Here is a 22923-nt window from a genome sequence, read left to right on the forward strand (position 1 = left end):
TTTAACAGTGACACGAGAGAAATCAGGTTAACCAATATCAACTAAAGAGATGCCTGTCTCGCCCGCTCGTTTTCTTTCGCTCTGCCTCTCGGCGATTTCCCGCACCGCCCGACTGGAGACAAGCTCCTCCAGACTGATACTACTGAGATAATCATGAATACGTTCGCTGAGGTCCTGCCACAAATGATGGGTTAGACAAATTTCGCCACCCTGACAGTCCCCTTTTCGTCCACACCTTGTCGCATCTATTGATTCGTTAACCGCCTCTATAATTTCAGCTACCGCGGTCTCGCCGAGCGGGCGCGCCAACCTATAACCACCGCCAGGCCCTCTGACGCTGGACACCAGACGATTACGCCTCAATTTGGCGAACAGTTGCTCAAGATATGAAAGCGAGATGCCCTGACGCGCCGAGATATCCGCCAGACTGACAGGGCCGCCATCACCGTGCAGCGCCAAATCCAGCATGGCGGTCACCGCATAGCGGCCTTTGGTGGTCAAGCGCATGATCAAACCCCTAAATAATTTAGGGCATTATGAAATGACCCTGCAAACTGATCAAGTATTACGGATTATGTCGGCAGACTACTTGTCTTCGCGGACACATTCAAAATCCTCACTCTTCAGAGGGGGCAGCTCACCATTTCGATATTCCACGTCCAACTTATGCAGGCACTTGCACATGGACTCCAGACGATCGTCCACCGCCTGCATATGATCCAGCATTGCGCGAATAGAGCGCGCCACCGGATCAGGCATCTCTTCGCTCAGTCCATATGCATCAAAGCCCATTTTCTCTTCCATAGCTTTACGGCGATCGGCTTCCGACTCTGTCTTCTTGACGATCACGCGCCCCGGAATGCCCACCACTGTGGCATTAGGCGGCACTTCCTTAGTGACCACAGCATTGGAACCCACTTTCGAGTTATCCCCTACAGTGAATGGCCCCAGGATCTTGGCGCCAGCACCAACGACCACGCCATTTCCTAGCGTAGGATGACGTTTGCCCGCATTCCAGCTGGTTCCTCCCAAAGTCACCCCCTGATACAGGGTCACATCGTCACCGATTTCCGCAGTTTCCCCAATCACCACTCCCATGCCGTGATCGATAAAAAAACGGCGACCAATCTTCGCACCCGGATGTATTTCAATCCCGGTCATCCAACGACTGAATGTGGAAAGAAAACGCGCCAACCATTTCAATCCCTTTTTCCACAACCAGTGACTAATTCGATGCGCCAATAACGCATGCAGGCCGGGGTAGCAAGTCAGCACCTCAAAGGCGTTTCTAGCCGCCGGGTCCCGGTGAAAGACACTTCTTATGTCCTCTTTTAACTGTGCTAGCATGATTCGCCCCGATTATTTCTTTTGCCAAGTTCCCGCCACTTTCTGCGTGGATCGTAGAATGCCTCGCAGAATGTTAATTTCCATCTTATCCAAACGCGCGCGCTGATACAGTCGCCGCAGTCGCGACATCAATTGCCTTGGATTTTCCGGATCATGGAAGTCGATATCGATGAGCGTTTGCTCCAAGTGGACCAGATAGCGCTCAACTTCATCCGCCGTCGCGGCTTCGACATCCCACCCTGTATCGCCAGGACCGTCCAACCTCTGGATATATGATTGATTCTCTTCGTTTTCAAGCAGCCACCGCATGTGGAGCTCGTAACAAATCACTTGCGCCGCCATCGCAACGTTTAAAGATGAGTAATCAGGATTTGACGGAATATGAACATGCAGATGACAACGTTGCAGCTCTTCATTGGTGAGCCCCCGCTCTTCCCGCCCAAATACAATCGCCACCTCGCCCTGGGTCGTCGCAATATGATCATAGACATCATCCGCCAAATCTCGCGGATTTCTCACTGGCCAGGGAATACTCCGGCCTCTTGCGCTGGTTCCCACCACTAGGACACAACCAGCGATAGCCTCATCCAAACTCGCAACCACTTGAGCGCCGTCCAAAACATCTAAGGCTCCGGATGCACGACTTATTGCATCATCATCTGGAAATCGATCTGGCTCCACCAGCACTAATCGAGACAGCCGCATGTTTTTCATCACGCGCGCCGTAGCGCCGATATTACCGGGATGAGAGGTGTTGACCAGCACAATACGGATGTTTTCCAGCATTTTTACACCTTTTTAAAAGTGCGCAATGGTAGCAGAATTGTATGCAAATGCCTCCCCCCACCGAGATTGAAACATCGCCATGACTCCGCTTTCTGGCGCGCTCCGCGACCTTTTCTATAATTTAACCCGTAAGTAGATTTCTGGGTGTGTTTACACGACGGAGTTGCTATCATTAGCGCCCTTTTTAAAACCGTTCTTTACAAAGTAGTGATCAAACCATGCAGCCAATGATTAATATTGCCTTGCGCGCAATTCGCTCGTCCAATGAGCAAATCAACATGATTCTTGAACGTGAAGAGTTATCTTTTACCGATCCGGAAAAGCTAAAGAGAGTCATTGCACGCGTTGACGCCGCTTTCTACGATAATTTGTCCCGCGCCCTACAACGGGCCTACCCAACCCACCAAATCAACAAAAAAGGTGATTTGAAAGGCGCCCCGAAAAGCGTCAGCTGGCACATCATGCCTGTACACAACACCGCCAGCCTCGTACGCGGCCTATCTGACTGGTGTTTTTCACTTGTCTGCAAAAAGAATGATCAGACCGAACACGCCATCATTATTTTCCCTGTAACCGGCGACGAATACACGGCAAGCCGGGGCGGCGGAGCTTCTCTAAACGGCAAGCGCATCCGCGTTTCCGGCACAAAAGAGCTGGAGCTATCCGTGCTGTCCACTAACATTTTAGAAGGCGTTGGCAAAAGAGAAGAGCCTGCAACCTTGCTGGAAGCTTATGCGGAACTGGACAAGAGCTGCTTCGGCGTAAGAAGCGCACACTGCATCCCACAGGAGCTGGCCTACCTGGCTTCAGGGAAAATCGACGTCGCGATTCTGAACAACATCAACCCTCTTGAGACGGTAGCTGGTTTACTTATCGCCAAAGAAGCCGGCGCTCTGCACAGCGATGTCCGCGGCAACCCGCTAAATGAAAGAAGCCGCTCCATTATTTGCTGCAACCCTAAAATGCTTAAGCCCGTCTCACAAAAAGCCCACAAATTGGCTGAGCTATTGAAATAACAAACAGCCCAAAAAGCTCTTTACATCACAAGAGCTCACAAAAAAGCCGGTCATATGACCGGCTTTTTATTTGGCTGTGACCCGTCCTGTATATAATTGACGGTCTATACCAGGAAGAAGATCGCCTTAGGGGCGATCATCCAACTCAGCGCCTTCTTTCACAGGAATCATCAAATCTTCTTTACTGATATTCATGATCAGCAGCAGGTTACTCGCAACATATATTGAGGAATAGGTACCGACAACAATACCTACTATCAACGCCGTCGAGAACCCTTTAAGCGCAGGACCGCCGAACAAGAACAACGCCACCAGAACCAGCAAAGTAGTCAGGCCAGTAACGATTGTACGGGACAGGGTTTGCGTCAAAGAAATATTAATGATGCTTACCGGCGTTTCCTCACGCAGGCGACGGAAGTTCTCACGTACGCGATCGCTCACAACGATGGTGTCGTTCAATGAATAACCGATTACCGCCAACACCGCCGCCAACACGTTCAAATCGAAGTCCCACTGAAACAGCGAGAACATCCCCACCGTGATAATGACGTCATGCACCAACGCCAATACAGCGCCAACAGAGAACTTGAACTGAAAGCGAAAAGCGATATAGAGCATGATGACGCCAAGCGCCAACAGCAGGCCCAATCCACCCTGTTCGCGCAACTCTTCGCCGACCTGAGATCCAACGAACTCGGAACGACTCAGACTCACTTGCGCCCCATCCGCAGACAGCGCATTCACTACTTCTGTCCCGATGGACTCGCTGTGCTCTTGCTGCAAACGAACCAGGATACTGGTGTCAGAACCAAACTTTTGCACAACGAAGTTTTCGTATTTGTGAGCCTCAAGCTGATGCCGCACATCATTGATTTGCGGCGCTTTGGCGTACTCCACCTCTACCAGCGTGCCGCCAGTAAAATCCAACCCGAAGGACAAGCCGCGAGTAGCGATGGACACGATAGATACAATGATCATTATCACAGACAAAGCCAGCGCAGGCTTCGCTATGCCCATAAAGTTATAAACTTTTTCATCAGACATAGTTATGCCTCCTTAACCTTGCTTGACGCCGCCAATGGACAAACTGCCAATATTGCGGCCGCCGTAAATCATATTGACTACTGCGCGAGTTACGGTAATCGCAGTAAACATGGAGGTCAGAATCCCGATAGACAGCGTAACAGCGAAACCTTTGACCGGGCCTGTGCCGATTGCGAACAAGATCAACGCCGCAATCAAAGTGGTCACGTTGGCGTCAAAAATAGACACGAATGCGCGATCATAACCAGCATGAATCGCCGACTGAGGCGGCAGCCCGTTACGCAACTCTTCACGAATTCGTTCGTAGATCAACACGTTGGCGTCGACCGCCATCCCCACCGTCAATACGATACCCGCAATACCCGGCAGAGTCAGCGTCGCCGACAGCAAGGACATGACCGCGATCAGAATAAAGACGTTGGCCGCCAAAGCGATATTGGCCACGATACCGAATACACGGTAGTAAACGATCATAAACAGCATGACCAGCACAAAGCCGATAGCTACGGAAGTGGCGCCGTCTTTAATGTTCTCTAGCCCCAAGCTGGGACCGACAGTACGCTCTTCAACAAAATAGATTGGAGCCGCCAATGCGCCGGAACGCAGAAGCAAAGCCAGTTCTTTGGCTTCAAATACAGAGTCCAGACCCGTTATACGGAAGCTGTTTCCTAACGGCGACTGTATGGTGGCGAGACTGATGATTTTCTTTTCTACATAGCGGCGCTTCTTGGGCTGTCCAGTTGTGGACTTGGTATCCACGTCTTCTTTGTATTCAACGAAGAGCACGCCCATGTTGCGCTGCACAGCATCCTTGGTGACGTGGAACATTTTGTTGCCGCCCAAGGAGTCCAGCTTAATGTTAACTTCAGGACGACCATTCTGGTCAAAGGACTGCTGCGCATTGGCGACGCTGCCGCCAGTAATAATGATGTCGCGCTCCAGGCTTGCAGTGCGTGGCTCTGAGCGGAATTCAAACTTTTCAATCGAACCAGCCGAAGCATCTGGACGCGCCTCGAGACGGAACTCCAGGTTAGCAGTGGAGCCCAGAATACGCTTGGCTTCCGCCGTGTCCTGCACGCCCGGCAATTCCACAACGATACGCCCACGTCCTTGGCGCTGAACCAAAGGCTCGGCGACGCCCAGCTCGTTAACCCGATTACGCAAGGTGCTTAAGTTCTGGGAAATGGCGTAGTCTTCAATTTCTTTCGCCCGGCTTTCCAGCAGGGTTAGCTTCACCATAAACAAGCCGTTCTCTTCAGCGCTTTCCGCCAAAAAGTCGCCAAACTCACGGCGCGCCAGAGATAATGCGTTATCGCGATCATCTTCGTCACGGAAGCCGACAGAGATCTGCTTTGGCGGCAGAATATCCACCGACTTGTAACGCAACCCTTCTTCTCTCAGCTTGGTTTTAATGTCGCCCTGGGTAATTTCCATTGTCGTGGCAACCGCTTTCGCCAGATCCACCTCCATCAGGAAGTGCACCCCTCCACGCAAGTCCAGACCCAGCTTCATGGGCGCAGCGCCCAGACTGGACAACCATGCCGGCGTTGTCGGCGCCAGATTCAACGCCACAACGTAGTCATTGCCCAAAGCGCTCTTGACGTGAGGCTGTGCGTCCAACTGAGTATCGTTGTCCGCAAAGCGAATGATAATGTTCTTCTCGCCGACTTTCGCTTCGCCGTATGCAATGCCCGCTTCGTCCAGGGAGTCGGTGGCTTTTTTCAGCACGCTCTCGTCAACCCCGATGGAGCCGCGAGATCCGCTTATCTGCAAAGCGTAGTCATCAGGATACAAATTCGGTAAGGCGTAAATAAAGCCCATCATCAGCACTATGACAACGAGCAGATTTTTCCAAAGTGGGTATTTATTGAGCATGCCGTAAAAGGCTCCCTATTGTTTATCTCTATGCCGGGGAATAGGCGCGCCATGCAGGCGTTCGCGGAAATTGAACGCCTGACGCAGGCCCGGCGCGCATGCGCGGCCGTCTTAGATATCTTTCAAAGTGCCTTTGGGCAACGCTGCGGTCACCGCCATTTTCTGCACTTTGATTTCCACTTTGTCAGCAATCTCAACTACCAGGAAGTCGTCCTTCACACGCACGATTTTTCCAGCAATGCCGCCGTTGACTAACACTTCGTCGTTCTTGTTCAAACCGCCCAGCAGCTCTCTGTGCTCTTTGGCCCGCTTGCTCTGTGGGCGCCATACCAGAAAGTAGAAAATCAGCACGAAACCGCCGAGGAACAGGATCTGCATCACCGCACTCGGTCCTTGTGGACCCGGAGCTGGCTCAGCCGCAGCAATAGCAGGCATCAGCAGGGCGAACAGCGTGCCTAACAGCACATGTAGCTTACGCATAAGAAATAACTCCAAAATATGCTTATAACACTTTGACTAGGCTGGAATACCTTGCTCCTGCCTATGATAAAAGTCGGCGACGAAGTCGCACAATTTACTCCGTTCAATCGCATGACGCAAACCAGACATCAGGTTTTGGTAGTAGCGCAGATTGTGAATAGTATTCAACTGCGCGCCTAACATCTCGCCGCAACGGTCAAGGTGATGCAGGTAGCTGCGACTGAAATTGCGACAGGTATAACAGTCGCAGTTTTCATCCAGGGGACGCGTGTCTGTCCGGTACCGGCTGTTGCGCAATTTGAGCACTCCAAATGAAGTGAACAAGTGCGCGTTACGCGCATTCCGGGTCGGCATGACGCAGTCGAACATGTCCACTCCGCGCAACACCGCCTCTACTATATCCTCCGGCTTGCCCACACCCATCAGATACCTGGGCTTATCTTCAGGCATCGCAGGAGGCAGGTAATCCAGCACCTTTATCATTTCATCCTTGGGCTCTCCTACCGACAATCCGCCGATAGCGTAGCCGTCGAAGCCGATTTCAGTCAGCCCCGCCAGCGATTCTTCCCTTAAATGGGGATACATTCCGCCTTGTACAATACCAAACAATGCAGAAGAGCTATTTCCGTGCGCCAGTTTGCTTCTTTTAGCCCAGCGCAGAGACAAGCGCATGGAGTCCGCCGCTTCTTTTTCAGTGGCAGGATAAGGCGTGCACTCGTCGAAAATCATGACAATATCGGAGCCCAGGTCGCGCTGGACCTGCATTGAACGCTCCGGGTCCATGAATATGGGCGAACCATCGATGGGCGATTTGAATTTCACGCCCTCTTCCGTAATTTTGCGCAGATCCCCCAGGCTGAACACCTGAAAGCCCCCCGAGTCCGTCAGAATAGGACCATCCCACTGCATAAAGTCATGCAGATCGCCATGCTGACGGATGATTTCCGTACCCGGACGCAACATCAAATGGAAAGTGTTGCCAAGAATAATATGCGCGCCGATATCTTTAATGTCCCGGGGCGTCATGCTTTTTACGGTGCCGTAGGTGCCCACGGGCATAAAGGCGGGTGTCTCCACCACGCCTCTTGGAAATTTAAGCCTACCGCGACGGGCTTTGCCGTCGGCATTGTCGATTTCGAACTGCATGTGGCAAGTACGCGACAAGGTTGTTCTCCTACTCAGATCTGACAGTCATTCTTAATTTGTTAAGGCGTCTTCGCGACCAGAAAGACGACGATGCAGAAACATGGCGTCGCCATAGCTGAAAAAGCGATAGCGTTGCTCAATCGCCTCTTGGTAGGCGGCCAGGATATGTTCTCTACCGGCGAAAGCCGACACCAGCATCAATAGTGTGGACTTGGGCAAGTGAAAATTGGTCACCAATGCGTCGACGGTAACAAATTCATATCCAGGATAGATGAATATACTGGTATCGCCCGCATAAGGCTCAATAGACCCAGATCGGCTCGCCGTCTCCAGCGCCCTGACTGCGGTAGTGCCCACTGCGATGACGCGCCCGCCTGCCGCCTTCACCTTGCGCACCTGTTCGCAGACATTCGCGGAGACTTCCAGATACTCTGAATGCATCTGGTGATCCTGCACCACATCCACCCGCACAGGTTGAAACGTGCCCGCGCCGACATGCAAGGTAACAAACGCGGTCTCCACGCCTTTTTGCGCCAGCGCCTGCAATAGCGGCTCGTCAAAATGCAAACCGGCGGTAGGGGCCGCCACCGCGCCGGGTTGGCGACTATATACAGTTTGATAACGTTCGCGATCGCTCAAGTCATCTTCACGATCTATATAAGGAGGCAGCGGCATGTGCCCGCACGCTTCCAATAATTCGCTGACGCTTCCGCCTTCGCTTACCCGCAGACGGAACAGATCGCCTTCCCGCTCCACCATCGTCAGCACATGGTTATCGTCTATAAGGATCTCGACGCCAGGCTTGGGCGCCTTGCTGGCTCGGACGTGAGCGAGTATTTCCGTCATGGACACGACTCGCTCAACCATCACTTCGACTTTGCCGCCGCTGCGTTTTTGGCCAAATAAGCGAGCCGGGATAACGCGGGTATCGTTGAATACCAACAAATCCCCGGGGTTGATCATGCCAAGCAGGTCTTTGAAGCTGCGATGGTTTATTTCTCCAGTCTCCGCATCCAGACACAATAAGCGGCTGGAGGAGCGCTCAGCCAGCGGACGCCGGGCGATTAACTCCGGCGGCAGATCAAAATCAAAATCGTCAACGCGCATCAAGACATTCTGCTTCAGTTTTGGGGGCGCATAGGTTAGCGGAAATGCCCGCCACTCGCCAGCTTCGACCGTTTTTATAGCGTCGAGCCAGGGCAAGGCAAAAAAATAGTTAGTAAAAGTTGTTGACGAGCAATCAAAAGCCCGTATAATCGCGGCCCTAGTTAGCCACTCACAGGCTGACATGGTTGCCGGGATGGCGGAACTGGTAGACGCGCACGACTCAAACTCGTGTTCCTTCGGGAGTGAGAGTTCGATTCTCTCTCCCGGCACCAACTTTCTTTTCTTATCTAACTCCTTTCTACTTTACCCTTATTAAATATTCTTCACGCTAGACGAATCCAACCTCTTTGTCTTTCTACTGATTTTCTCCACACGCCTGTATTGCGCTGATAATCACTTCTGTATGCGAGCTATTGGGCCTGCCCTGCTCTGCAAAATAACGAATATCGTCCAACGTCAAATCCTTGTCGACTCGTTCCACAACGCAAGAGCAATAATTCGCCACGGCTTCCGTTCCTTCGCCCTGACCACTGTGCGCACTGATACAACCATTGGACATATTGGAAATATAGTTCTTTTTCATTTCCTGCCATGGCGGCGCTGCGCCATCTATGGCGATAGCGGATGCGACACCACTGCAAAGAATCACGCTACACATAGTCAATGAAGAAATTATTCTCATAGATGAGCCTCTTTAACTGCGATCAACCCTGACTATAAGAATAGACGTGTTTGCGGAGTGTGGCGGCGATTCATTGGATCGCCGCCCTACTTAGAGCAGATCGAACAGCGACAGGCTGGTGACGCGGGAATAGGATTGTTGGGCGGCCTGCAGGACAAAGTTTTGCAAGGTGAGATTGCTTACCGCTTCCGCATAGTCCAAATCCTGCAGCTCGGACAGCACTTCTTTGGTCAACACCTCAACATCTTCCTGCAGCTGTTTGGTGTCGTCGATAGTGTTTAGTCGGGCGCCGAGTCGCGACCGCGTCTCGAGTAGTTTGGTTTCCGCATTGGTGAAATTCGCCAAGGTGGAATCCAGCAGATCAGTCAATGTCTGGCGGCCAGCCGGGGTATCCTGATAATCCTCCAGTCCCGCCGCCAGGCGCTCCACCGTAGTCAGAAGGCCCTGCTTCTCTGACGACTGCACAAAGAAGGTGTCGCCGGGTTGAGGCGAGCCGATAATTTCGAACTGCACGCCTTGCACTTGAATAGGTTGTCCCGTGGCGAAGCGTTGATTATTCAAAATGGGCTTACCGTCAGAGCGCTGCACGATAGAGTAGTTCGGCGCAGGCGGAACCACATCGGCCTCGTCATTAAACACAACAACCATATCTTCCGGATAAAAGGCGTCATAGAGCTCCTGATCGATCATCTGTCCCTGAGTAATGATCGCCGGCGGCTCCGCCGTATTGCGAGGGCTCGCCTGAGTGAAAAAAGTGTTGTTGGCGCTTTTGATATTGACGAACACCTCTTTGCCATTGTCCCCCGCCGCCACGGAAACATTGGCGTCGATCTGCATGAATCGACGCCCCTCATCGCCCACATACTTATATGAACCCGCGGCATTTAGCTGAAATGGCTCCTGCTTACCCTGAAATCCCGCAAAGATATACTCTCCACTGGGATCTTTGGTATTCAGCATACCGACTAACTGACTGAGCCGTTGCCGCACTTCCGCCGCGATAAATGTTTTATCATCTGCATTCTGGGAACCGTCGCCCGCCTGCACCGTCAATTCACGTAAACGCTGTATCACTTCACTGACGCCCCCCAGAAGGCCGTCTTCCAGGCTCAGACGATTTTCCGCCAGATTGATATTGCTCTTATATTGATCAATCAACGACAGCTCTTGGTTTATCTGCAGGATGCGCGTGGACGCCACCGGGTCATCCGCTGGCGTCAGTACGCGACGCCCGCTGGAGATCTGCAGCTGGGTTTTCTGCAACTGGCCGGTCACATCAAGGATGTTGTCCAGCCCGCGGTTAAACAGTTGTTGGGTTGAAATACGCATGGTCACATCCTCGGGTTATCCATCAGGCGAAAGTGTTCAACAGGGTGTCGAACAACTGTCGGGCGATGGACACCACTTGCGCAGACGCATTATAGGCCGCCTGATACTGGATCAGACGACCCGCCTCTTCATCCAGACTGACGCCTGAAACTTCCTGCCAGCGATTTTCCGACTGCCGCAGCAGTGACTGAGCCGACTCTGTATCCAGTTGCGCCTGACTGGCGGTGGAGCCGACCACTTCCACTAACTGGGAATAGGCCTCATTGTAGGTACTGACATTGCCGCCAATGGTTCCCTCCGTTTCCAGCCCCGCCATTTTCAATGCATTACGGTTATCGGAAACGCCGTTTTCGTTGTACTCGATAGTAAAAGTATCTCCTTGGCTGGGCGTACCAGTAATATTGGCCTGATAGCCCCGGAACGAACTCTGCGCCACTGGCGCAGGCAAGAATATATTGTTGTTATCTGCATTCAAGCGCACGCCGTCATCCAGCTGCACATCCACGAACCCGCCAACGCTTGTCCCGTTGCCGCCGGCAATAGTGGTAGCGACAGTGTCATTGGCGGTGGCGATATCCACAGAATCTGTCGCATCGCCTGTCACCTCGACAGTAATGTCCTTGCCGGTAAGTGCGCGCACAGTCAAAGTGCCGCCGTCGCTCCAGGCGACGATACCGGCATCTTGAAGGTTTGAGTTGTTGTTGATCAGTTCCACGTAATCATCTGGCGTGAAAGAGCCTCCGCTTGGCAACGTCAACACCTCACCGTTGATGGTCAGCCCCGGCGCCACACCACCGCCGTCATCCACAAAATTGGAAAGCTCCACTTCTGTGTAGGCGAGAGCGGACACGCCGTTGCGACTATTCAGGGCCGAGGCGATTTCCTCTGCGCTGGCGTTGGCGGCGATATTAAGCGGCGACTGAGTAGTGACTATCCCTGTCTCCTGATCGCGATTTCTAAGCGTCACTGTCTGCGCCCCATAGCCGTTTGCATAAGGTCCAGGAGACGCAACTGGCGCAGGAACCTGCGCAATACTGACGCCCTCGGCGCTGACCGCAGTTTGCCCCTCGTCCGCAGTAAAAATGGCGTTGGACACGCCCGCGATATATTTCTGATTGTTCAATGGCGGATCGAGCGGAACCGGATTAGCCGGATCGCTGTTATCCAGCACTTCATAATAGGTGTCAGTGATGAAACGGATCAGTATGGGCGGCGTCAGTTCGCCAGGAACCGCAAACGTTGGCAAGATAGCGTCGTTAGAGCTGCGCTTCACCGCCAGCAGTTCGCCCTGGCTGATCACCGCATTCCCCACGTTGCCCAAGTCTGACTCAGTGCGAATTGGCGACGCCAGGGCAATTTCCTCGACGCGGCTCACCGACATATCGATATCTCGGGCGCCGTAACGGGTCGGCGTCACCAGAAAGCTGTCGCCGGTTTGAAAGCTGCCTGACTCGAAGTTAATCCGCAATCCATCGAACTCAAAGGTGGCGGGAAACAAACCGGGCAGCCGCCCGCGAGTGACCGTGGCGCCACTTAATGCATCCACCACCAGGATGTCGTTATCGGAAGGTCCGGTGAACTGTATTCGATAATCTTTGGTGGTCAACGCGGAAGTGTCGATGATCTCCACGCCGATGTCGCGATCATTCGGCAGCGCATTGCCTTCATTCGCTGTGACCCGTTGACGCGCATTGTTTTCAGAGTTGATGTCCTCAAAAAACATGCCGCCGAGCCGGTTTTCCAAGTCCATGCCCAGCTGATGCTGCTCGTTGATCGTGTCCGCCATCACCACTGCAATTCGGCCCAGCGCGTTAAATGACGGCTGTAGAATCTGATCGCGAAACAGCAGTATGCCACCCAGCTCACCGCCGGTTATTTCTGAAGTAATAATATTGGTTCCAGAGCCGCCGCTTTCCGTCAGCGCCACTTCCTGATGGGTCGGGTCAGTTTCGCTGACCTGTAGCCCCAATGTATTGGCGTGAGAGCCAATCACCAGAGACTGGCCTTTACCCACCAGGATATTGAGCTGACCATCGGTTTGCTCCACGACGGTCACCGATACAATTTCCGACAGCTCGCGAATCATTTGATCACGCTTGTCCAGTAAGTCGTTGACGTCTTTACCCTGCGCCGAACCGCGAGCCGACACGATGGCCTGATTCACCTGGGCGATGCCGCTGGCCAGACTGTTGGCTTCCGTAATCAACGCGCGCATATCCTGATCTATATTGCTTTGCTGCGATTCCAGGCGGTTATACAGCACATTGAAGCGATTGATCAGACCTTCCGCCTGAGTCAACACCAACTGACGTTCGGGTATGGACGAGGGATCGTCCGCAGCGCCCTGCAACGCCTGAAAAAAAGCGCTCATGCCGGGAGACAGTCCGGTGGTGGGGTCCGCCAGCAGGCTGTCGATCTGGCTCACATTGGCGCGGATCTTATCTATTTCACTGAACATGGAAGTATCCGAGCGCAACTGGGTAACCAGAAACTGGTTGGTCATGCGGGAGATATCGGCGACCCCTACCCCTGTGCCCAAATACCCCGCCCCGATATACTGGGACGGTGTCGCTTCGAACTCCACCCGCTGACGACTGTAGCCCTCGGTGTTGGCGTTGGAGACGTTGTTGCCGGTAGTGGCCAGCGCGGTCTGGCTGGCTTTGAGTCCGGTGAGTCCTATGTTGATGACGTTAGTGCTCATGACAGGAGTCCTCAGCCTTGATCATCCGAGCGGACGCTTTGTAGATACGCTCCGTTCATGATGCGCTGAATCTTCGACGCATAATTGGGATCTGTGGCGTATCCGGCTTTTTGCAGTTCCCGCAGGTATTCTTCCGGCTCCGCCACCTGTTTCAACGCCTGTTGATAGCGGGGCTGTTCCTGCAAGAAGTTGAGATAATCCGTAAAGCTTTCTTCATAGGAGCCATAAACGCGGAACGGAGCCCGCTCTTTCACCATGCTCCCTTCCCGATATTCAGTGGTCGTCACCCAGGCGACGGGTCCTTTCCAGCGCTGGTCCGCTTTGATGCCGAACAGGTTGTAGCTGGGCTCGCCCTCTTCGGTAAGAATCATGCGCCGTCCCCACCCGGTTTCCAGAGCGGATTGCGCCAGTAGGACGCCCGGCTCCACACCCAGCCCGGCGGACGCCTTACGGGCCGACGCCAGCAGGCTGTTAACAAAATGCTGCGGACTCTCAAATGAAGCCGGCGCAGACTCTTTCTTAAGGTCTCCGCCTTCGTTATGGTTTGCTTGCGAGGCTTCCGCCGCCGCAATGACCTCCTTCACCTCGACGTCCACGAACGCAGAGCGCGACATTTGCTCCGAGTAATAAGCTACCTGCTCCAGAGCCTGAGTCTCTTCTTCCGTCAACTCCGGCGCCTGCGCGAGGCTTTCTTCGGCCTGCGCATAGTTCAGCGGCATCGCCTCCAGCGCACGCGGATATTCATTGATGTCTTTATAGCCGCCTTTTCTCGGCTCGCTGCTTTCTCTGGCCAAAAGTTGCTTCGTCAGCGCATCCGCCAATCCAAAACTCTTCTGCTTGGACAAGGTCAGACTGAGCTGATGGTCGAACATATCCTGATAAATATTGGAGGCGGAATCGTGAAATGGATTACCTTGCTCAAATACCGCGTTGACCTGACGCATGGATTTCAGCATCAGGTTGACCATGATGGACTCAAACTGCTTCGACACCGCACCGATCGCCTCCGACTTGTCCATGCTGGGCGACTTCAGTCGCTGCAACGCATTCAGGTCGGTATAGACATGAGCCTGGTCGAGAGCGCGATTGTTGATGGTCATACGCTTGCCTTAAAACACTATTGTCGTGTTAGATCACGATCAGTTCCGCTTTCAGCGCGCCGGCCTGTTTCAGAGCCTCCAGCACCGCCATCACATCCCCTGGCGCCGCCCCGACCTGATTCACCGCACGCACAATTTCATTCAGAGTCGCCGCCGGGCCGAACTTGAACATATGACTGGGCTGCTGCTCTACATTCACATCAGTCTGAGGCACAACGACCGTATTCCCTCCCGCCAGCGCATTGGGTTGGCTGACGCCAAAATCCTCGGTGATGGTGACGGTAAGATTGCCGTGGGTCACCGCCGCCGGCAGCACCTTCACGTTCTGCCCCACCACGATGGTGCCGGTGCGGGAGTTGATCACCACCTTGGCGGCCTCCTGCCCGGGCTCCACCTCCAGATTTTCCAAAATAGACAGGAACCCGACCCGCTGCGACGCCTCACGGGGCGCCATCACTCGAATGCTGGCGGCGTCCATCGCTTGCGCCAGCCCTGGGCCCAGCAGGTCATTGATGCGGTCCTGCACCCGCTTGGCGGTAGTAAAATCCGGCGAGCTCAGATTCAGCGTCAAGGTATCGCCGTGACCAAAACCGCTGGGAACCGCGCGCTCGACTGTGGCGCCGTTAGGAATACGTCCTACACTGGGGACATTCACCGTGATGCTGGAACCATCCGCACCGCCGGCGCCAAACCCGCCCACTACCAGATTGCCCTGAGCCACGGCATAGGTTTTACCGTCCGCGCCTTTCAGGCTGGTCATCAGCAAACTGCCGCCACGCAGGCTCTTCGCGTTGCCGACGGAAGACACGGTAATATCGATTTTCTGTCCCGGCTTGGAGAAAGCCGGGAGATCCGCATGCACGGATACCGCCGCCACGTTTTTCAATTTCGGATCAGTTCCTGTCGGAATGGAGATGCCGAAACGATTCATCATGTTGCGAAACGTCTGATCCGTAAACGGCGCCTTGTCGCCAGTGCCGTCCAGCCCCACCACCAGACCGTACCCCACGATCTGGTTACTGCGCACGCCTTCCACCGTAGCGATGTCTTTTATCCTTTCCGCGCCAGCGATTGTTGCGAAACATAACAGGCCAAACGCAAACAGCGCCCGACACGCCTGCTGCAGAGGACGGATCGCTTTGGTTTTATCGGATACTTCATGCATAGTCAGATACCGCTAGTTAAGGACGGAAGTCTTCGTTTCGAAATCAAGCGTTACAAGGGAAACCATTCGCTGTTGAAGAAGCGCTGCAGCCAGCCGGCGCGATTCACGTCGCCAAAGGCGCCAGTGCCGCTGTAGGCGAAACGGGCGTCGGCAATTTTGCTCGACAAAATGGTGTTATCGACGCCAATATCCTGAGGGCGCACCAATCCGCTGAGCCGGATGTACTCATCTCCTTCCGTCAGCGTCAGCCACTTCTCGCCCCGAATACGCAAAACACCGTTGGGCAGCACATCCGAAATAGTGACGCTGATATTGCCGGTCAGACTGTTGCTTTGATCTGCGTCCGCCGACCCAGAGAAATCCCGGTTAAAACTGGGGTCCGTCAGCAGGCTGAGGTTATGCGCGGACACTGCTGTGCCCAGAATCGTCGCCTCGTTGAAGGAGTTATCAGAGTCTTTCTTTAAAGACGAGCCTGTACTCTTTTTTGACTGAGTGCTTTCCTGCAGCACCACCGTCAATACATCGCCCACCTGATGGGCCGTGCGATCGCCGTACAGAGAGAAGCTTTGCGCGCTGGAATAAATAGAACCATCCACCGCCGCCGGCTGCATTAGCGTCTGCGGTGGAACAGGCGCAAACGCCGGATCTCCCGGGCGCACCTGCTCTCTGCTGATCGGACTGCAACCGCTCAGCACCGTAACCATGATTAGTGAGATCAGCGTTAGTGTTTTCACGCCAGGCCCTCCCCGATAAATCGACGACACATCAATTAAAGATTCTGGGTGATGTACTGCAGCATCTGGTCCGCAGTGGTCACCACTTTCGCATTCATCTCGTAGGCGCGCTGGGTGGTGATCATGTTCACCATTTCCTCAACGATCTCTACGTTGGAGGTTTCCACCATGCCCTGTTCCACAGTTCCCAGCCCCGCCAATCCCGGCGTGCCTTCTTGAGGATCGCCACTGGCGGCGGTCTCCCTGAACAGGTTGTTGCCGATCGCTTCCAATCCGGCCGGGTTGATGAAGTCCACCGTATTGATGTTGCCGATCTGAGTTGGCGTAGCAGTGCCCGCCACAGTGACGCTGACCACGCCGTCAGTGCTGATGGTCAGGTGCAAAGCGCCGTCTGGTATGGTGATGCCGGGCTCAAGAGGGAAGCCATTGGCGGTGACCACATCGCCATCGGAATTCAGGTGAAACTGGCCGTCCCGGGTATAAGAGATCGTGCCGTCCGGCATCAGAATCTGGAAGAACCCCCGACCATTGATGGCGATGTCCAGCGGCTGCTCAGTGACTTCCAGATTGCCTTCGCTAAAGACTTTCTGAGTGCCCACCACGCGCACCCCTGTCCCCAGTTGCAAACCAGAAGGCAGCTGCGTGTCTTGGGAACTCTGACCGCCCGGCTGCCGCTTGATCTGATACAGCAGATCCTGGAATACAGCGCGATCACGCTTAAAGCCGGTCGTGTTAACGTTCGCCAGGTTATTGGAAATGGTTTTTAGAGCAGTATCCTGGGCCGCGAGCCCGGTTTTACTCACCCACAACGCACCATGCATGACAAATTCTCCTATGCAGGTCGGACAACACAATAAATGGGTTTCAACCTATACCCGGATAGACTCCGGGCCGCATGGCGGAAAATTGCCGCTCATGCGGGATTACTAGGATATTTGCAATAAGCGTGCCGCAGCTTCGGAGTTATCATCCGCAGCGCGCATAACTTTGACTTGAAGTTCGAATTGGCGGGATAGAGAGAGGATTTCCGTCATTTCTTCGACGGCATTGACATTAGAAGACTCCAGATAGCCGGACTCCAGACGCACCAGCCCATCAGGGAGAGCAGGACCGGCAACATCCGGCTTAAGATGAATCAGGCCGTCGACGCCTTTTTCCAGGTTTTCGGCGGGAGGATTAACCAGACGGATACGATCCACTTCCTGAATTTCATCCGGATTACCGCCCAGAGGCACGATAGAAATCGTACCGTCTCCGCCAATATTAAGCTTGGCCGCGGGCGGCACGGCGATAGGCCCGCCGTTGCCGAGCACCGGCAATCCCGAGCCGGTGCGCAGCATGCCATTCACATCCAGCAGCAGCTCCCCTTCCCGGGTATAAGCTTCGCCGCCGTCCGGCGCCTGTACCGCGATCCAGCCCTTGCCGGCGACGGCGACATCCAGGTCGCGTCCAGTCTGCATCATAGACCCCATTTCGAAGTCCGTCGCCGGCCTCTCCGTCATGGCGTAGGCGCGACTGGGAAAATGTTCGCCAAACACCGGCATACTACGCGCCTGCATAAAGTCAGATTTGAAGCCGGTGGTATTGGCGTTAGCCAGATTGTTGGCGTGGCCGCGCTGAGACAACATGTTCTGCTTGGCGCCGCTCATGGCGATGTATAAGGCTTTATCCATGACTACCTCTCGAATTCCGCCTGATCGCGTTGATGGTCTTTCTCACGCTTTCACTCATCCATTAACGTAGATTGATGATGGTCTGAGTGATGGCGTTAGCGGTCTCAATGGTTTTCGCATTGGCCTGATAGTTTCGCTGGGCGATGATCAATCCCACCAACTGCTCGGACAAATCCACATTGGAATCTTCCAAAGAGCTGGAGCGAATAGCCCCCAGAGATGCAGTACCAGGCGCCCCGATCACAGGGTTGCCGGAGTTGAATGTCTCCACCCAAGTGGTTTCCCCAACCGGCGCGAGCCCTTGAATATCATTGAAGTTCGCCAGTGCGACCTGTCCCAGCACTTTGGACTCGCCGTTGGTGTAACGGGCGAAAATCACCCCGCCATCATCCACGTCCAGACCAATCAAACGTCCAGTGGTGAAGCCATCCTGCTGCAGGTCATTGACCGCAAATGCGCTGCCATACTGAGTCGTCGTGCCAAGATCTATTAAGAAATTGGAGCTGGTGGGGGGATCAGGAATCGGCAAGGTTCCGCCATCCACCACATTCAGCGGCCCTTCCGCCCCGTTTGGCGTACCGTCAGACGCCAGCGGCGTCCAGTTGGATATCAACACGTCGTCGGACAACACTTCGTTAAGTGAGCCATCCTGATCGAACACCAGGCTGTAGGAAGCGCGGGATGGCGTACCGCCAGTCACCAAGGGATCGCCGACATCCTGGCCGTCTATTAACGCATACATGGTCCACAGATTGTCTGGCGTGGTCGCTGACAGCGGCTCTTTGACGAAGAACGTCGTCAGAACGTGAGAGTTACCCAGACTGTCGTAAATCGTTGTGGAGGTGGCATGGTTATACGTGTTTTCATCCGCCGGATCGAACACGTTGTTGACGAAAGGCGTGCCTGTGAAAGTAGCGAATAAATCCGTTGTCCCGCTTGCCAAGGTAATGCCATCCTGCATGGTCAGGTTGACGCTGCCGCCTACGACGGCATCCGTCAATGCCGTGCTCAGAGTTTGTGATGTGGCCGCCGCATCATTGCCCTGCACCACAAATTGATCTCCGGCGGCGCCACTGAAACCAAAGCTAAGATCATCACCACGATTATTGATAATCACCAGGTCCGTGCCGTCCAACACTGCGCGCACGCCATTTAGCTGAGATGAAGAGTTAATTGCATTGCCTAAATCAGTCAGATTGGTATAGCCATCGAACGGCACGCCATCAATAGTCACCTGCATAGTGCCGGACGCATTGTTGAAACCCGCCGCCGTAATTGTCGCGCGGGTGCTGGCGGCGGCGTCTATATTGTCCAGATTGTTAAACAGGCCCGCTATTTCAGCAGCGGAACTATTGGCTGGAATAGTCACTGTTGAAGTCGAACCGTCAGCCTGAGTCACTGTTATAGTTTGTGCGGCGTATCCATTAGCGCCATTCGTACCGGCGGCGGTAGCGTCAACCGCCCGTCCGATCAACAAACCATCTGAAGACAATGAGTCTCCGCGTTCAAGCAGCACTGGCTCGGACGCGTCGAGGTTCAGATTGGCGTTCACTCTTGTGGTTCTGTCTGGCGCCAGGCTGGTGTCATCTATCAAAAGATCACCGAGAACACCGCTGACCACGCCGCTGTCATTGGCGACGAAACCTTGCAAGCGCATGCCAGAGCTGTTCACTACATAACCTTCCTTGTTGATACCAAAAGCGCCAGCGCGACTGTAGCGACGATCGCCACTGTTGGTATCGAGAATAAAGAATCCTTCGCCGTTGATGGCGAGGTCCAGTCCATTCTCAGTAAAGGAAAGATTGCCCTGCGCAAATTCTTGCCGCACCTTCTGCACCCGCACGCCATCCCCAACCGGGTTGGAGCCCAGGCTCAAAAAGCTGTTGGCGTAGAGATCGCCAAACTCCGCACGGGACCGCTTAAAGCCGGTCGTACTGGCGTTGGCGATGTTGTTGCCGGTCACCTCCAGGTCGACCGACGCTGCTCTGATTCCTGTTAACGCGATATTAAACGGCATACCACACCTCGCACATGCTAACTGATCTGTTTGATATCGCTTAATCCGACCGAGCCAAGCCCGTTCAGATTTAATGTGACGCTGCCGTCACGCGCGATTGATACACTATCCACATTGGCCGCCAGATAAGAGCTGACTTGCATCTGCTCCCCACTGTAGCGGGCCCTTGCGACCACTTCATACCGCCCCGCCGGCAAAGTTTCGCCGTTGCTGTTTTTGCCGTCCCAGCTGAAATTGACGTCGCCGCCGGGCTGGTAACCTTTATCAATAGTCGTGATGAGTTCGCCTGCCTCGTTATAGACGCTAATGGCCAGTTGCGAGGTTCCCGCAGGCAGTTCCACCACCCCATTAATAGATCCATCCGCGCTTTTAATGGCGCTTTCCATTGGAGCCAGCACATCCCGTCCCACCATCGCCGAAGCCTGCAGGGCTTGTGCGCTGCGAAACTGAGAAGCCATGGTGTCCACAGTCGAATTCAATGATTGAATGCCTTCCACCGAGCTGAATTGCGCCAACTGTGCGACAAACGCCGTGTTGTCCTGGGGATCTAGCGGACTCTGGTTATTCAACTGGGCGATCATCAGATCCATGAATTCGTTTTTACCCAGCTCGTTTTTCCTGTTGGCGGAATTCTGCTGAAGCGCATACTGACTCAGCGCGTCGCTAGTCTGATTTGTCGTATTGATATCGCTCATCACGCTGCCCTCACGAAAAGTTCATCACTGACCAATAGTCAGCAGACGCTGCATCATGGTTTTCGCTGAATTCAGCACTTCCACGTTGGTCTGGAAGCTGCGGGAAGCGGACATCATATCCGCCATTTCCTCCACCACATTCACGTTGGGATAAAACACATAACCGTCCGCATCCGCCATGGGATGGTCCGGCTGGTAGCGACGCTCCAGAGACGCATCGCTTTCCACGATGGCCCGCACTTCAACGCCGCGGGAGGCGTCATCGTTGATCGAGGGAGGAATCGCCGCGTTGAGCGCGTCCTGATGCACCGCAGCAAAAATCGGCTTGCGCGCGCGATAAGTCTGATCGATGCTGGAGCTGGCGGTGTCCGCGTTGGCCAGGTTGCTGGCAGTGGTGTTCAGTCGCACGGATTGCGCAGTCATACCAGAGCCGGCAATGTCGAAAATGCTATTGATCCCCATCGTTATTCTCCTTTAATCGCGCTGACGATGCCTTTCAGGCGGCTGTTGAGGAATTCAAAGCTGGCCTGAAAATCCAGCGCATTCTTGGAGTACTGCACGATTTCTGTCTGCGTATCCACCGTGTTGCCGTCAATGGAAGGCTGCAGTGGTTGCCGGTATAACAACGCCCCTTCCGCCGGTGTTTTTATCGCCATGTGAGCATCGTCAGTGGTAACCACCTCCAATGAGTCCTCTATACTTTTGGCCTGCCTGAGCACGGCTTTAAAATCAATATCCCGGGCGCGGAACCCAGGCGTGTCCGCATTGGCTATGTTGTTCGCCAGCACTTCCGCCCGTCTCGCGCGGACGTTCAGCGCCTGCTCATGGATACCCAGCGCTTTGTCGAATGATATGGCCATCTAACACCTCTGCAGTTGCCTGACTGCGACAATCGTCATTTGCGTCAATGTCAGCAAGTCCCGCGCCAGTTATTTTTTTGTTTTATTTTTCAGTTAGATAGTATTTTCAGGCAGACTAAAGGCGGCAAAGGGATACCGCCCTGAAGGAAAGCGCGTACACGCCATGCGGCAAGTGGAATACCATCGCCACCGAAAAGGTCAAACTTGGCAATGGATATGCAGAATAGATTTGGGAAAACGACGCCGACAGAAACATGCGACGTCGCAGGAGATATCAGCTCGCTTCGCCAGTGAAGAAGCTGACGCGTTCATCAAAAGCAGGCGGTTCGGGGACTTTCTTTTCTTTGCTGGCCGGCGTCCCTACATACAGATAACCCACCACATGTTCGTTGGAAGCCAAACCAAGGCGCTGCTTGACGCGCTCATCGTAGGCCACCCATCCGGTGCGCCACATGGCGCCATAGCCCAGTTCCTCCAGCCCCAGCATTAACGCATAGGCGCTGCAGCCAGCGGAAATCAGTTGCTCCGACTCCGGCGCTTTGGGATGCTCCTGAACGGTGGCGACCACGACGATCACCATCGGCGCGCGACTGGGCGCTTTGGCCAGCTTTTGCCTGGCCGCATCGTCCTGACCATCCTGCTCCGCAGTTTCGCCGTATATGCGCCCCAAAGCGTCGAGCCCCTCGCCTTCTACAATAATCAGACGACACGGCCGTAAGCGGCCATGATCCGGAGCACGCATGATCACCGGATACAGTTTGCGCAATTCTTCATGGCTCGGCGCCGGCGCCTGCAACAAAGGGGTGGAGGTTCGATTTACAAGAATATCTAATACCGCCATGGCGTTATACGTGGCTCCTGTTGTTTATCCGTGTGGCCGCCGGTCAGGCCAATAAGTGGCCAACGGCTGATTCGGTTCAGATTATAAATAGGAATGATTCTTAAATATATGCAATTGGCCGTCGAAAAATGCTTGTCCTATCGCGCCACATTGCCTGCCTTTCACGCCAACTCAAAAGGTTAAAGATTGTCTAACGATGGACAAAACCGCCTCACAGATTGTCCGACAACCCCATTACTGCTAACCTTAGACGCGATCGAAGCGCTGGTGGACTATACTACCAGAAGAGGGCGGCAGTTATGGCGGATGGTTTACGCCGGTCCAA

General features: G+C 54.0%; 22 protein-coding genes and 1 tRNA gene. 2 read left to right on the forward strand and 21 right to left on the reverse strand.

What is annotated here, in order from left to right; genetic code table 11:
• Positions 1 to 27 precede the first annotated feature (27 nt).
• The 3 genes from iscR to trmJ all read right to left on the reverse strand — a co-directional run bounded on the left by iscR (position 28) and on the right by trmJ (position 2133).
• A complete protein-coding gene (gene iscR, locus ONV78_RS29785) occupies positions 28 to 507 on the reverse strand; it encodes a Fe-S cluster assembly transcriptional regulator IscR (protein ID WP_279508197.1) in 480 nt (159 codons plus the stop codon).
• 78 nt (positions 508 to 585) lie between these two features.
• Positions 586 to 1347, reverse strand: coding sequence for a serine O-acetyltransferase (gene cysE, locus ONV78_RS29790; RefSeq protein ID WP_279508198.1), 762 nt, complete (start codon positions 1345 to 1347; stop codon positions 586 to 588).
• Positions 1348 to 1359: 12 nt separating this feature from the next.
• Entirely contained in the window at positions 1360 to 2133 is a 774-nt protein-coding gene (gene trmJ, locus ONV78_RS29795; RefSeq protein WP_216737419.1) for a tRNA (cytosine(32)/uridine(32)-2'-O)-methyltransferase TrmJ, read from the reverse strand.
• Positions 2134 to 2351: 218 nt separating this feature from the next.
• Between trmJ and ONV78_RS29800 the strand changes: the two genes are divergently transcribed.
• A complete protein-coding gene (locus tag ONV78_RS29800) occupies positions 2352 to 3149 on the forward strand; it encodes an inositol monophosphatase family protein (RefSeq protein WP_216737418.1) in 798 nt (265 codons plus the stop codon).
• Positions 3150 to 3275: 126 nt separating this feature from the next.
• On the opposite strand, the gene secF is transcribed toward ONV78_RS29800, so the two are convergent.
• From secF to queA, 5 genes are all read right to left on the reverse strand, one after another.
• Positions 3276 to 4193 carry a protein translocase subunit SecF gene (secF, locus tag ONV78_RS29805; protein WP_216737417.1) on the reverse strand — a complete coding sequence of 306 codons (918 nt, stop codon included), beginning with the start codon at positions 4191 to 4193 and terminating at the stop codon, positions 3276 to 3278.
• A 12-nt stretch (positions 4194 to 4205) separates the two neighbouring features.
• On the reverse strand, positions 4206 to 6068 hold the full coding sequence (gene secD / locus ONV78_RS29810) for a protein translocase subunit SecD (RefSeq protein WP_279508199.1): 1863 nt from the start codon (positions 6066 to 6068) through the stop codon (positions 4206 to 4208).
• Positions 6069 to 6179: 111 nt separating this feature from the next.
• Complete coding sequence (yajC, locus tag ONV78_RS29815) at positions 6180 to 6503, reverse strand: preprotein translocase subunit YajC (protein WP_206618153.1); 324 nt, start codon at positions 6501 to 6503, stop codon at positions 6180 to 6182.
• Between the two features lie 81 nt (positions 6504 to 6584).
• Positions 6585 to 7694, reverse strand: coding sequence for a tRNA guanosine(34) transglycosylase Tgt (gene tgt / locus ONV78_RS29820; RefSeq protein ID WP_279508240.1), 1110 nt, complete (start codon positions 7692 to 7694; stop codon positions 6585 to 6587).
• Between the two features lie 51 nt (positions 7695 to 7745).
• The gene (gene queA / locus ONV78_RS29825) at positions 7746 to 8801 is read right to left on the reverse strand and encodes a tRNA preQ1(34) S-adenosylmethionine ribosyltransferase-isomerase QueA (protein WP_279508200.1); all 1056 of its coding nucleotides are present in this window, start codon (positions 8799 to 8801) and stop codon (positions 7746 to 7748) included.
• A gap of 187 nt (positions 8802 to 8988) precedes the next feature.
• Between queA and ONV78_RS29830 the strand changes: the two genes are divergently transcribed.
• Positions 8989 to 9073 (forward strand) — tRNA-Leu (locus tag ONV78_RS29830).
• Positions 9074 to 9156: 83 nt separating this feature from the next.
• Here ONV78_RS29830 and ONV78_RS29835 read toward each other — a convergent pair.
• From ONV78_RS29835 to ONV78_RS29895, 13 genes are all read right to left on the reverse strand, one after another.
• Positions 9157 to 9483: a hypothetical protein gene (locus ONV78_RS29835; protein ID WP_279508201.1), complete on the reverse strand. Its 327-nt coding sequence runs from the start codon at positions 9481 to 9483 to the stop codon at positions 9157 to 9159.
• 90 nt (positions 9484 to 9573) lie between these two features.
• Positions 9574 to 10812, reverse strand: a complete 1239-nt coding sequence (flgL, locus tag ONV78_RS29840) for a flagellar hook-associated protein FlgL (protein WP_216737413.1) — start codon at positions 10810 to 10812, stop codon at positions 9574 to 9576.
• 22 nt (positions 10813 to 10834) lie between these two features.
• The gene (flgK, locus tag ONV78_RS29845; protein ID WP_279508202.1) at positions 10835 to 13513 is read right to left on the reverse strand and encodes a flagellar hook-associated protein FlgK; all 2679 of its coding nucleotides are present in this window, start codon (positions 13511 to 13513) and stop codon (positions 10835 to 10837) included.
• Between the two features lie 11 nt (positions 13514 to 13524).
• On the reverse strand, positions 13525 to 14613 hold the full coding sequence (flgJ, locus tag ONV78_RS29850) for a flagellar assembly peptidoglycan hydrolase FlgJ (RefSeq protein WP_279508203.1): 1089 nt from the start codon (positions 14611 to 14613) through the stop codon (positions 13525 to 13527).
• A 28-nt stretch (positions 14614 to 14641) separates the two neighbouring features.
• Positions 14642 to 15778: a flagellar basal body P-ring protein FlgI gene (locus ONV78_RS29855; RefSeq protein ID WP_279508204.1), complete on the reverse strand. Its 1137-nt coding sequence runs from the start codon at positions 15776 to 15778 to the stop codon at positions 14642 to 14644.
• A 50-nt stretch (positions 15779 to 15828) separates the two neighbouring features.
• Complete coding sequence (gene flgH / locus ONV78_RS29860; RefSeq protein ID WP_279508211.1) at positions 15829 to 16512, reverse strand: flagellar basal body L-ring protein FlgH; 684 nt, start codon at positions 16510 to 16512, stop codon at positions 15829 to 15831.
• A gap of 35 nt (positions 16513 to 16547) precedes the next feature.
• Positions 16548 to 17333 (reverse strand): flagellar basal-body rod protein FlgG, encoded by a 786-nt coding sequence (flgG, locus tag ONV78_RS29865; RefSeq protein ID WP_216737408.1) that lies wholly within the window; start codon positions 17331 to 17333, stop codon positions 16548 to 16550.
• A gap of 105 nt (positions 17334 to 17438) precedes the next feature.
• Positions 17439 to 18185: a flagellar basal body rod protein FlgF gene (locus tag ONV78_RS29870; protein ID WP_279508212.1), complete on the reverse strand. Its 747-nt coding sequence runs from the start codon at positions 18183 to 18185 to the stop codon at positions 17439 to 17441.
• A 61-nt stretch (positions 18186 to 18246) separates the two neighbouring features.
• Positions 18247 to 20202 (reverse strand): flagellar hook protein FlgE, encoded by a 1956-nt coding sequence (locus tag ONV78_RS29875; RefSeq protein WP_279508214.1) that lies wholly within the window; start codon positions 20200 to 20202, stop codon positions 18247 to 18249.
• Positions 20203 to 20219: 17 nt separating this feature from the next.
• Complete coding sequence (locus ONV78_RS29880) at positions 20220 to 20897, reverse strand: flagellar hook assembly protein FlgD (RefSeq protein WP_216737405.1); 678 nt, start codon at positions 20895 to 20897, stop codon at positions 20220 to 20222.
• Positions 20898 to 20921: 24 nt separating this feature from the next.
• Complete coding sequence (flgC, locus tag ONV78_RS29885; RefSeq protein ID WP_216737404.1) at positions 20922 to 21359, reverse strand: flagellar basal body rod protein FlgC; 438 nt, start codon at positions 21357 to 21359, stop codon at positions 20922 to 20924.
• Between the two features lie 2 nt (positions 21360 to 21361).
• On the reverse strand, positions 21362 to 21757 hold the full coding sequence (gene flgB / locus ONV78_RS29890; RefSeq protein WP_279508218.1) for a flagellar basal body rod protein FlgB: 396 nt from the start codon (positions 21755 to 21757) through the stop codon (positions 21362 to 21364).
• Positions 21758 to 22031: 274 nt separating this feature from the next.
• Entirely contained in the window at positions 22032 to 22598 is a 567-nt protein-coding gene (locus tag ONV78_RS29895; RefSeq protein ID WP_279508219.1) for a nitroreductase family protein, read from the reverse strand.
• Between the last annotated feature and the right edge of the window lie 325 nt (positions 22599 to 22923).

Origin of the sequence: Hahella sp. CR1 (assembly GCF_029813005.1) — a bacterium.
GTDB lineage: Bacteria > Pseudomonadota > Gammaproteobacteria > Pseudomonadales > Oleiphilaceae > Hahella.

Excerpts from the sequence above, each read along its gene's own strand:
- secF (WP_216737417.1), bottom strand. The coding sequence starts at position 4,193 with ATGTCTGATGAAAAAGTTTATAACTTTATGGGCATAGCGAAGCCTGCG.
- tgt (WP_279508240.1), bottom strand. The coding sequence starts at position 7,694 with ATGCAGTTCGAAATCGACAATGCCGACGGCAAAGCCCGTCGCGGTAGG.
- ONV78_RS29870 (WP_279508212.1), bottom strand. The coding sequence starts at position 18,185 with ATGGATAAAGCCTTATACATCGCCATGAGCGGCGCCAAGCAGAACATG.
- queA (WP_279508200.1), bottom strand. The coding sequence starts at position 8,801 with ATGCGCGTTGACGATTTTGATTTTGATCTGCCGCCGGAGTTAATCGCC.
- secD (WP_279508199.1), bottom strand. The coding sequence starts at position 6,068 with ATGCTCAATAAATACCCACTTTGGAAAAATCTGCTCGTTGTCATAGTG.
- trmJ (WP_216737419.1), bottom strand. The coding sequence starts at position 2,133 with ATGCTGGAAAACATCCGTATTGTGCTGGTCAACACCTCTCATCCCGGT.
- flgK (WP_279508202.1), bottom strand. The coding sequence starts at position 13,513 with ATGAGCACTAACGTCATCAACATAGGACTCACCGGACTCAAAGCCAGC.
- ONV78_RS29835 (WP_279508201.1), bottom strand. The coding sequence starts at position 9,483 with ATGAGAATAATTTCTTCATTGACTATGTGTAGCGTGATTCTTTGCAGT.
- ONV78_RS29895 (WP_279508219.1), bottom strand. The coding sequence starts at position 22,598 with ATGGCGGTATTAGATATTCTTGTAAATCGAACCTCCACCCCTTTGTTG.
- ONV78_RS29800 (WP_216737418.1), top strand. The coding sequence starts at position 2,352 with ATGCAGCCAATGATTAATATTGCCTTGCGCGCAATTCGCTCGTCCAAT.
- flgG (WP_216737408.1), bottom strand. The coding sequence starts at position 17,333 with ATGCATGGTGCGTTGTGGGTGAGTAAAACCGGGCTCGCGGCCCAGGAT.
- flgC (WP_216737404.1), bottom strand. The coding sequence starts at position 21,359 with ATGGGGATCAATAGCATTTTCGACATTGCCGGCTCTGGTATGACTGCG.
- flgL (WP_216737413.1), bottom strand. The coding sequence starts at position 10,812 with ATGCGTATTTCAACCCAACAACTGTTTAACCGCGGGCTGGACAACATC.
- iscR (WP_279508197.1), bottom strand. The coding sequence starts at position 507 with ATGCGCTTGACCACCAAAGGCCGCTATGCGGTGACCGCCATGCTGGAT.
- flgJ (WP_279508203.1), bottom strand. The coding sequence starts at position 14,613 with ATGACCATCAACAATCGCGCTCTCGACCAGGCTCATGTCTATACCGAC.
- ONV78_RS29875 (WP_279508214.1), bottom strand. The coding sequence starts at position 20,202 with ATGCCGTTTAATATCGCGTTAACAGGAATCAGAGCAGCGTCGGTCGAC.
- cysE (WP_279508198.1), bottom strand. The coding sequence starts at position 1,347 with ATGCTAGCACAGTTAAAAGAGGACATAAGAAGTGTCTTTCACCGGGAC.
- ONV78_RS29855 (WP_279508204.1), bottom strand. The coding sequence starts at position 15,778 with ATGCATGAAGTATCCGATAAAACCAAAGCGATCCGTCCTCTGCAGCAG.
- flgB (WP_279508218.1), bottom strand. The coding sequence starts at position 21,757 with ATGGCCATATCATTCGACAAAGCGCTGGGTATCCATGAGCAGGCGCTG.
- ONV78_RS29880 (WP_216737405.1), bottom strand. The coding sequence starts at position 20,897 with ATGAGCGATATCAATACGACAAATCAGACTAGCGACGCGCTGAGTCAG.
- yajC (WP_206618153.1), bottom strand. The coding sequence starts at position 6,503 with ATGCCTGCTATTGCTGCGGCTGAGCCAGCTCCGGGTCCACAAGGACCG.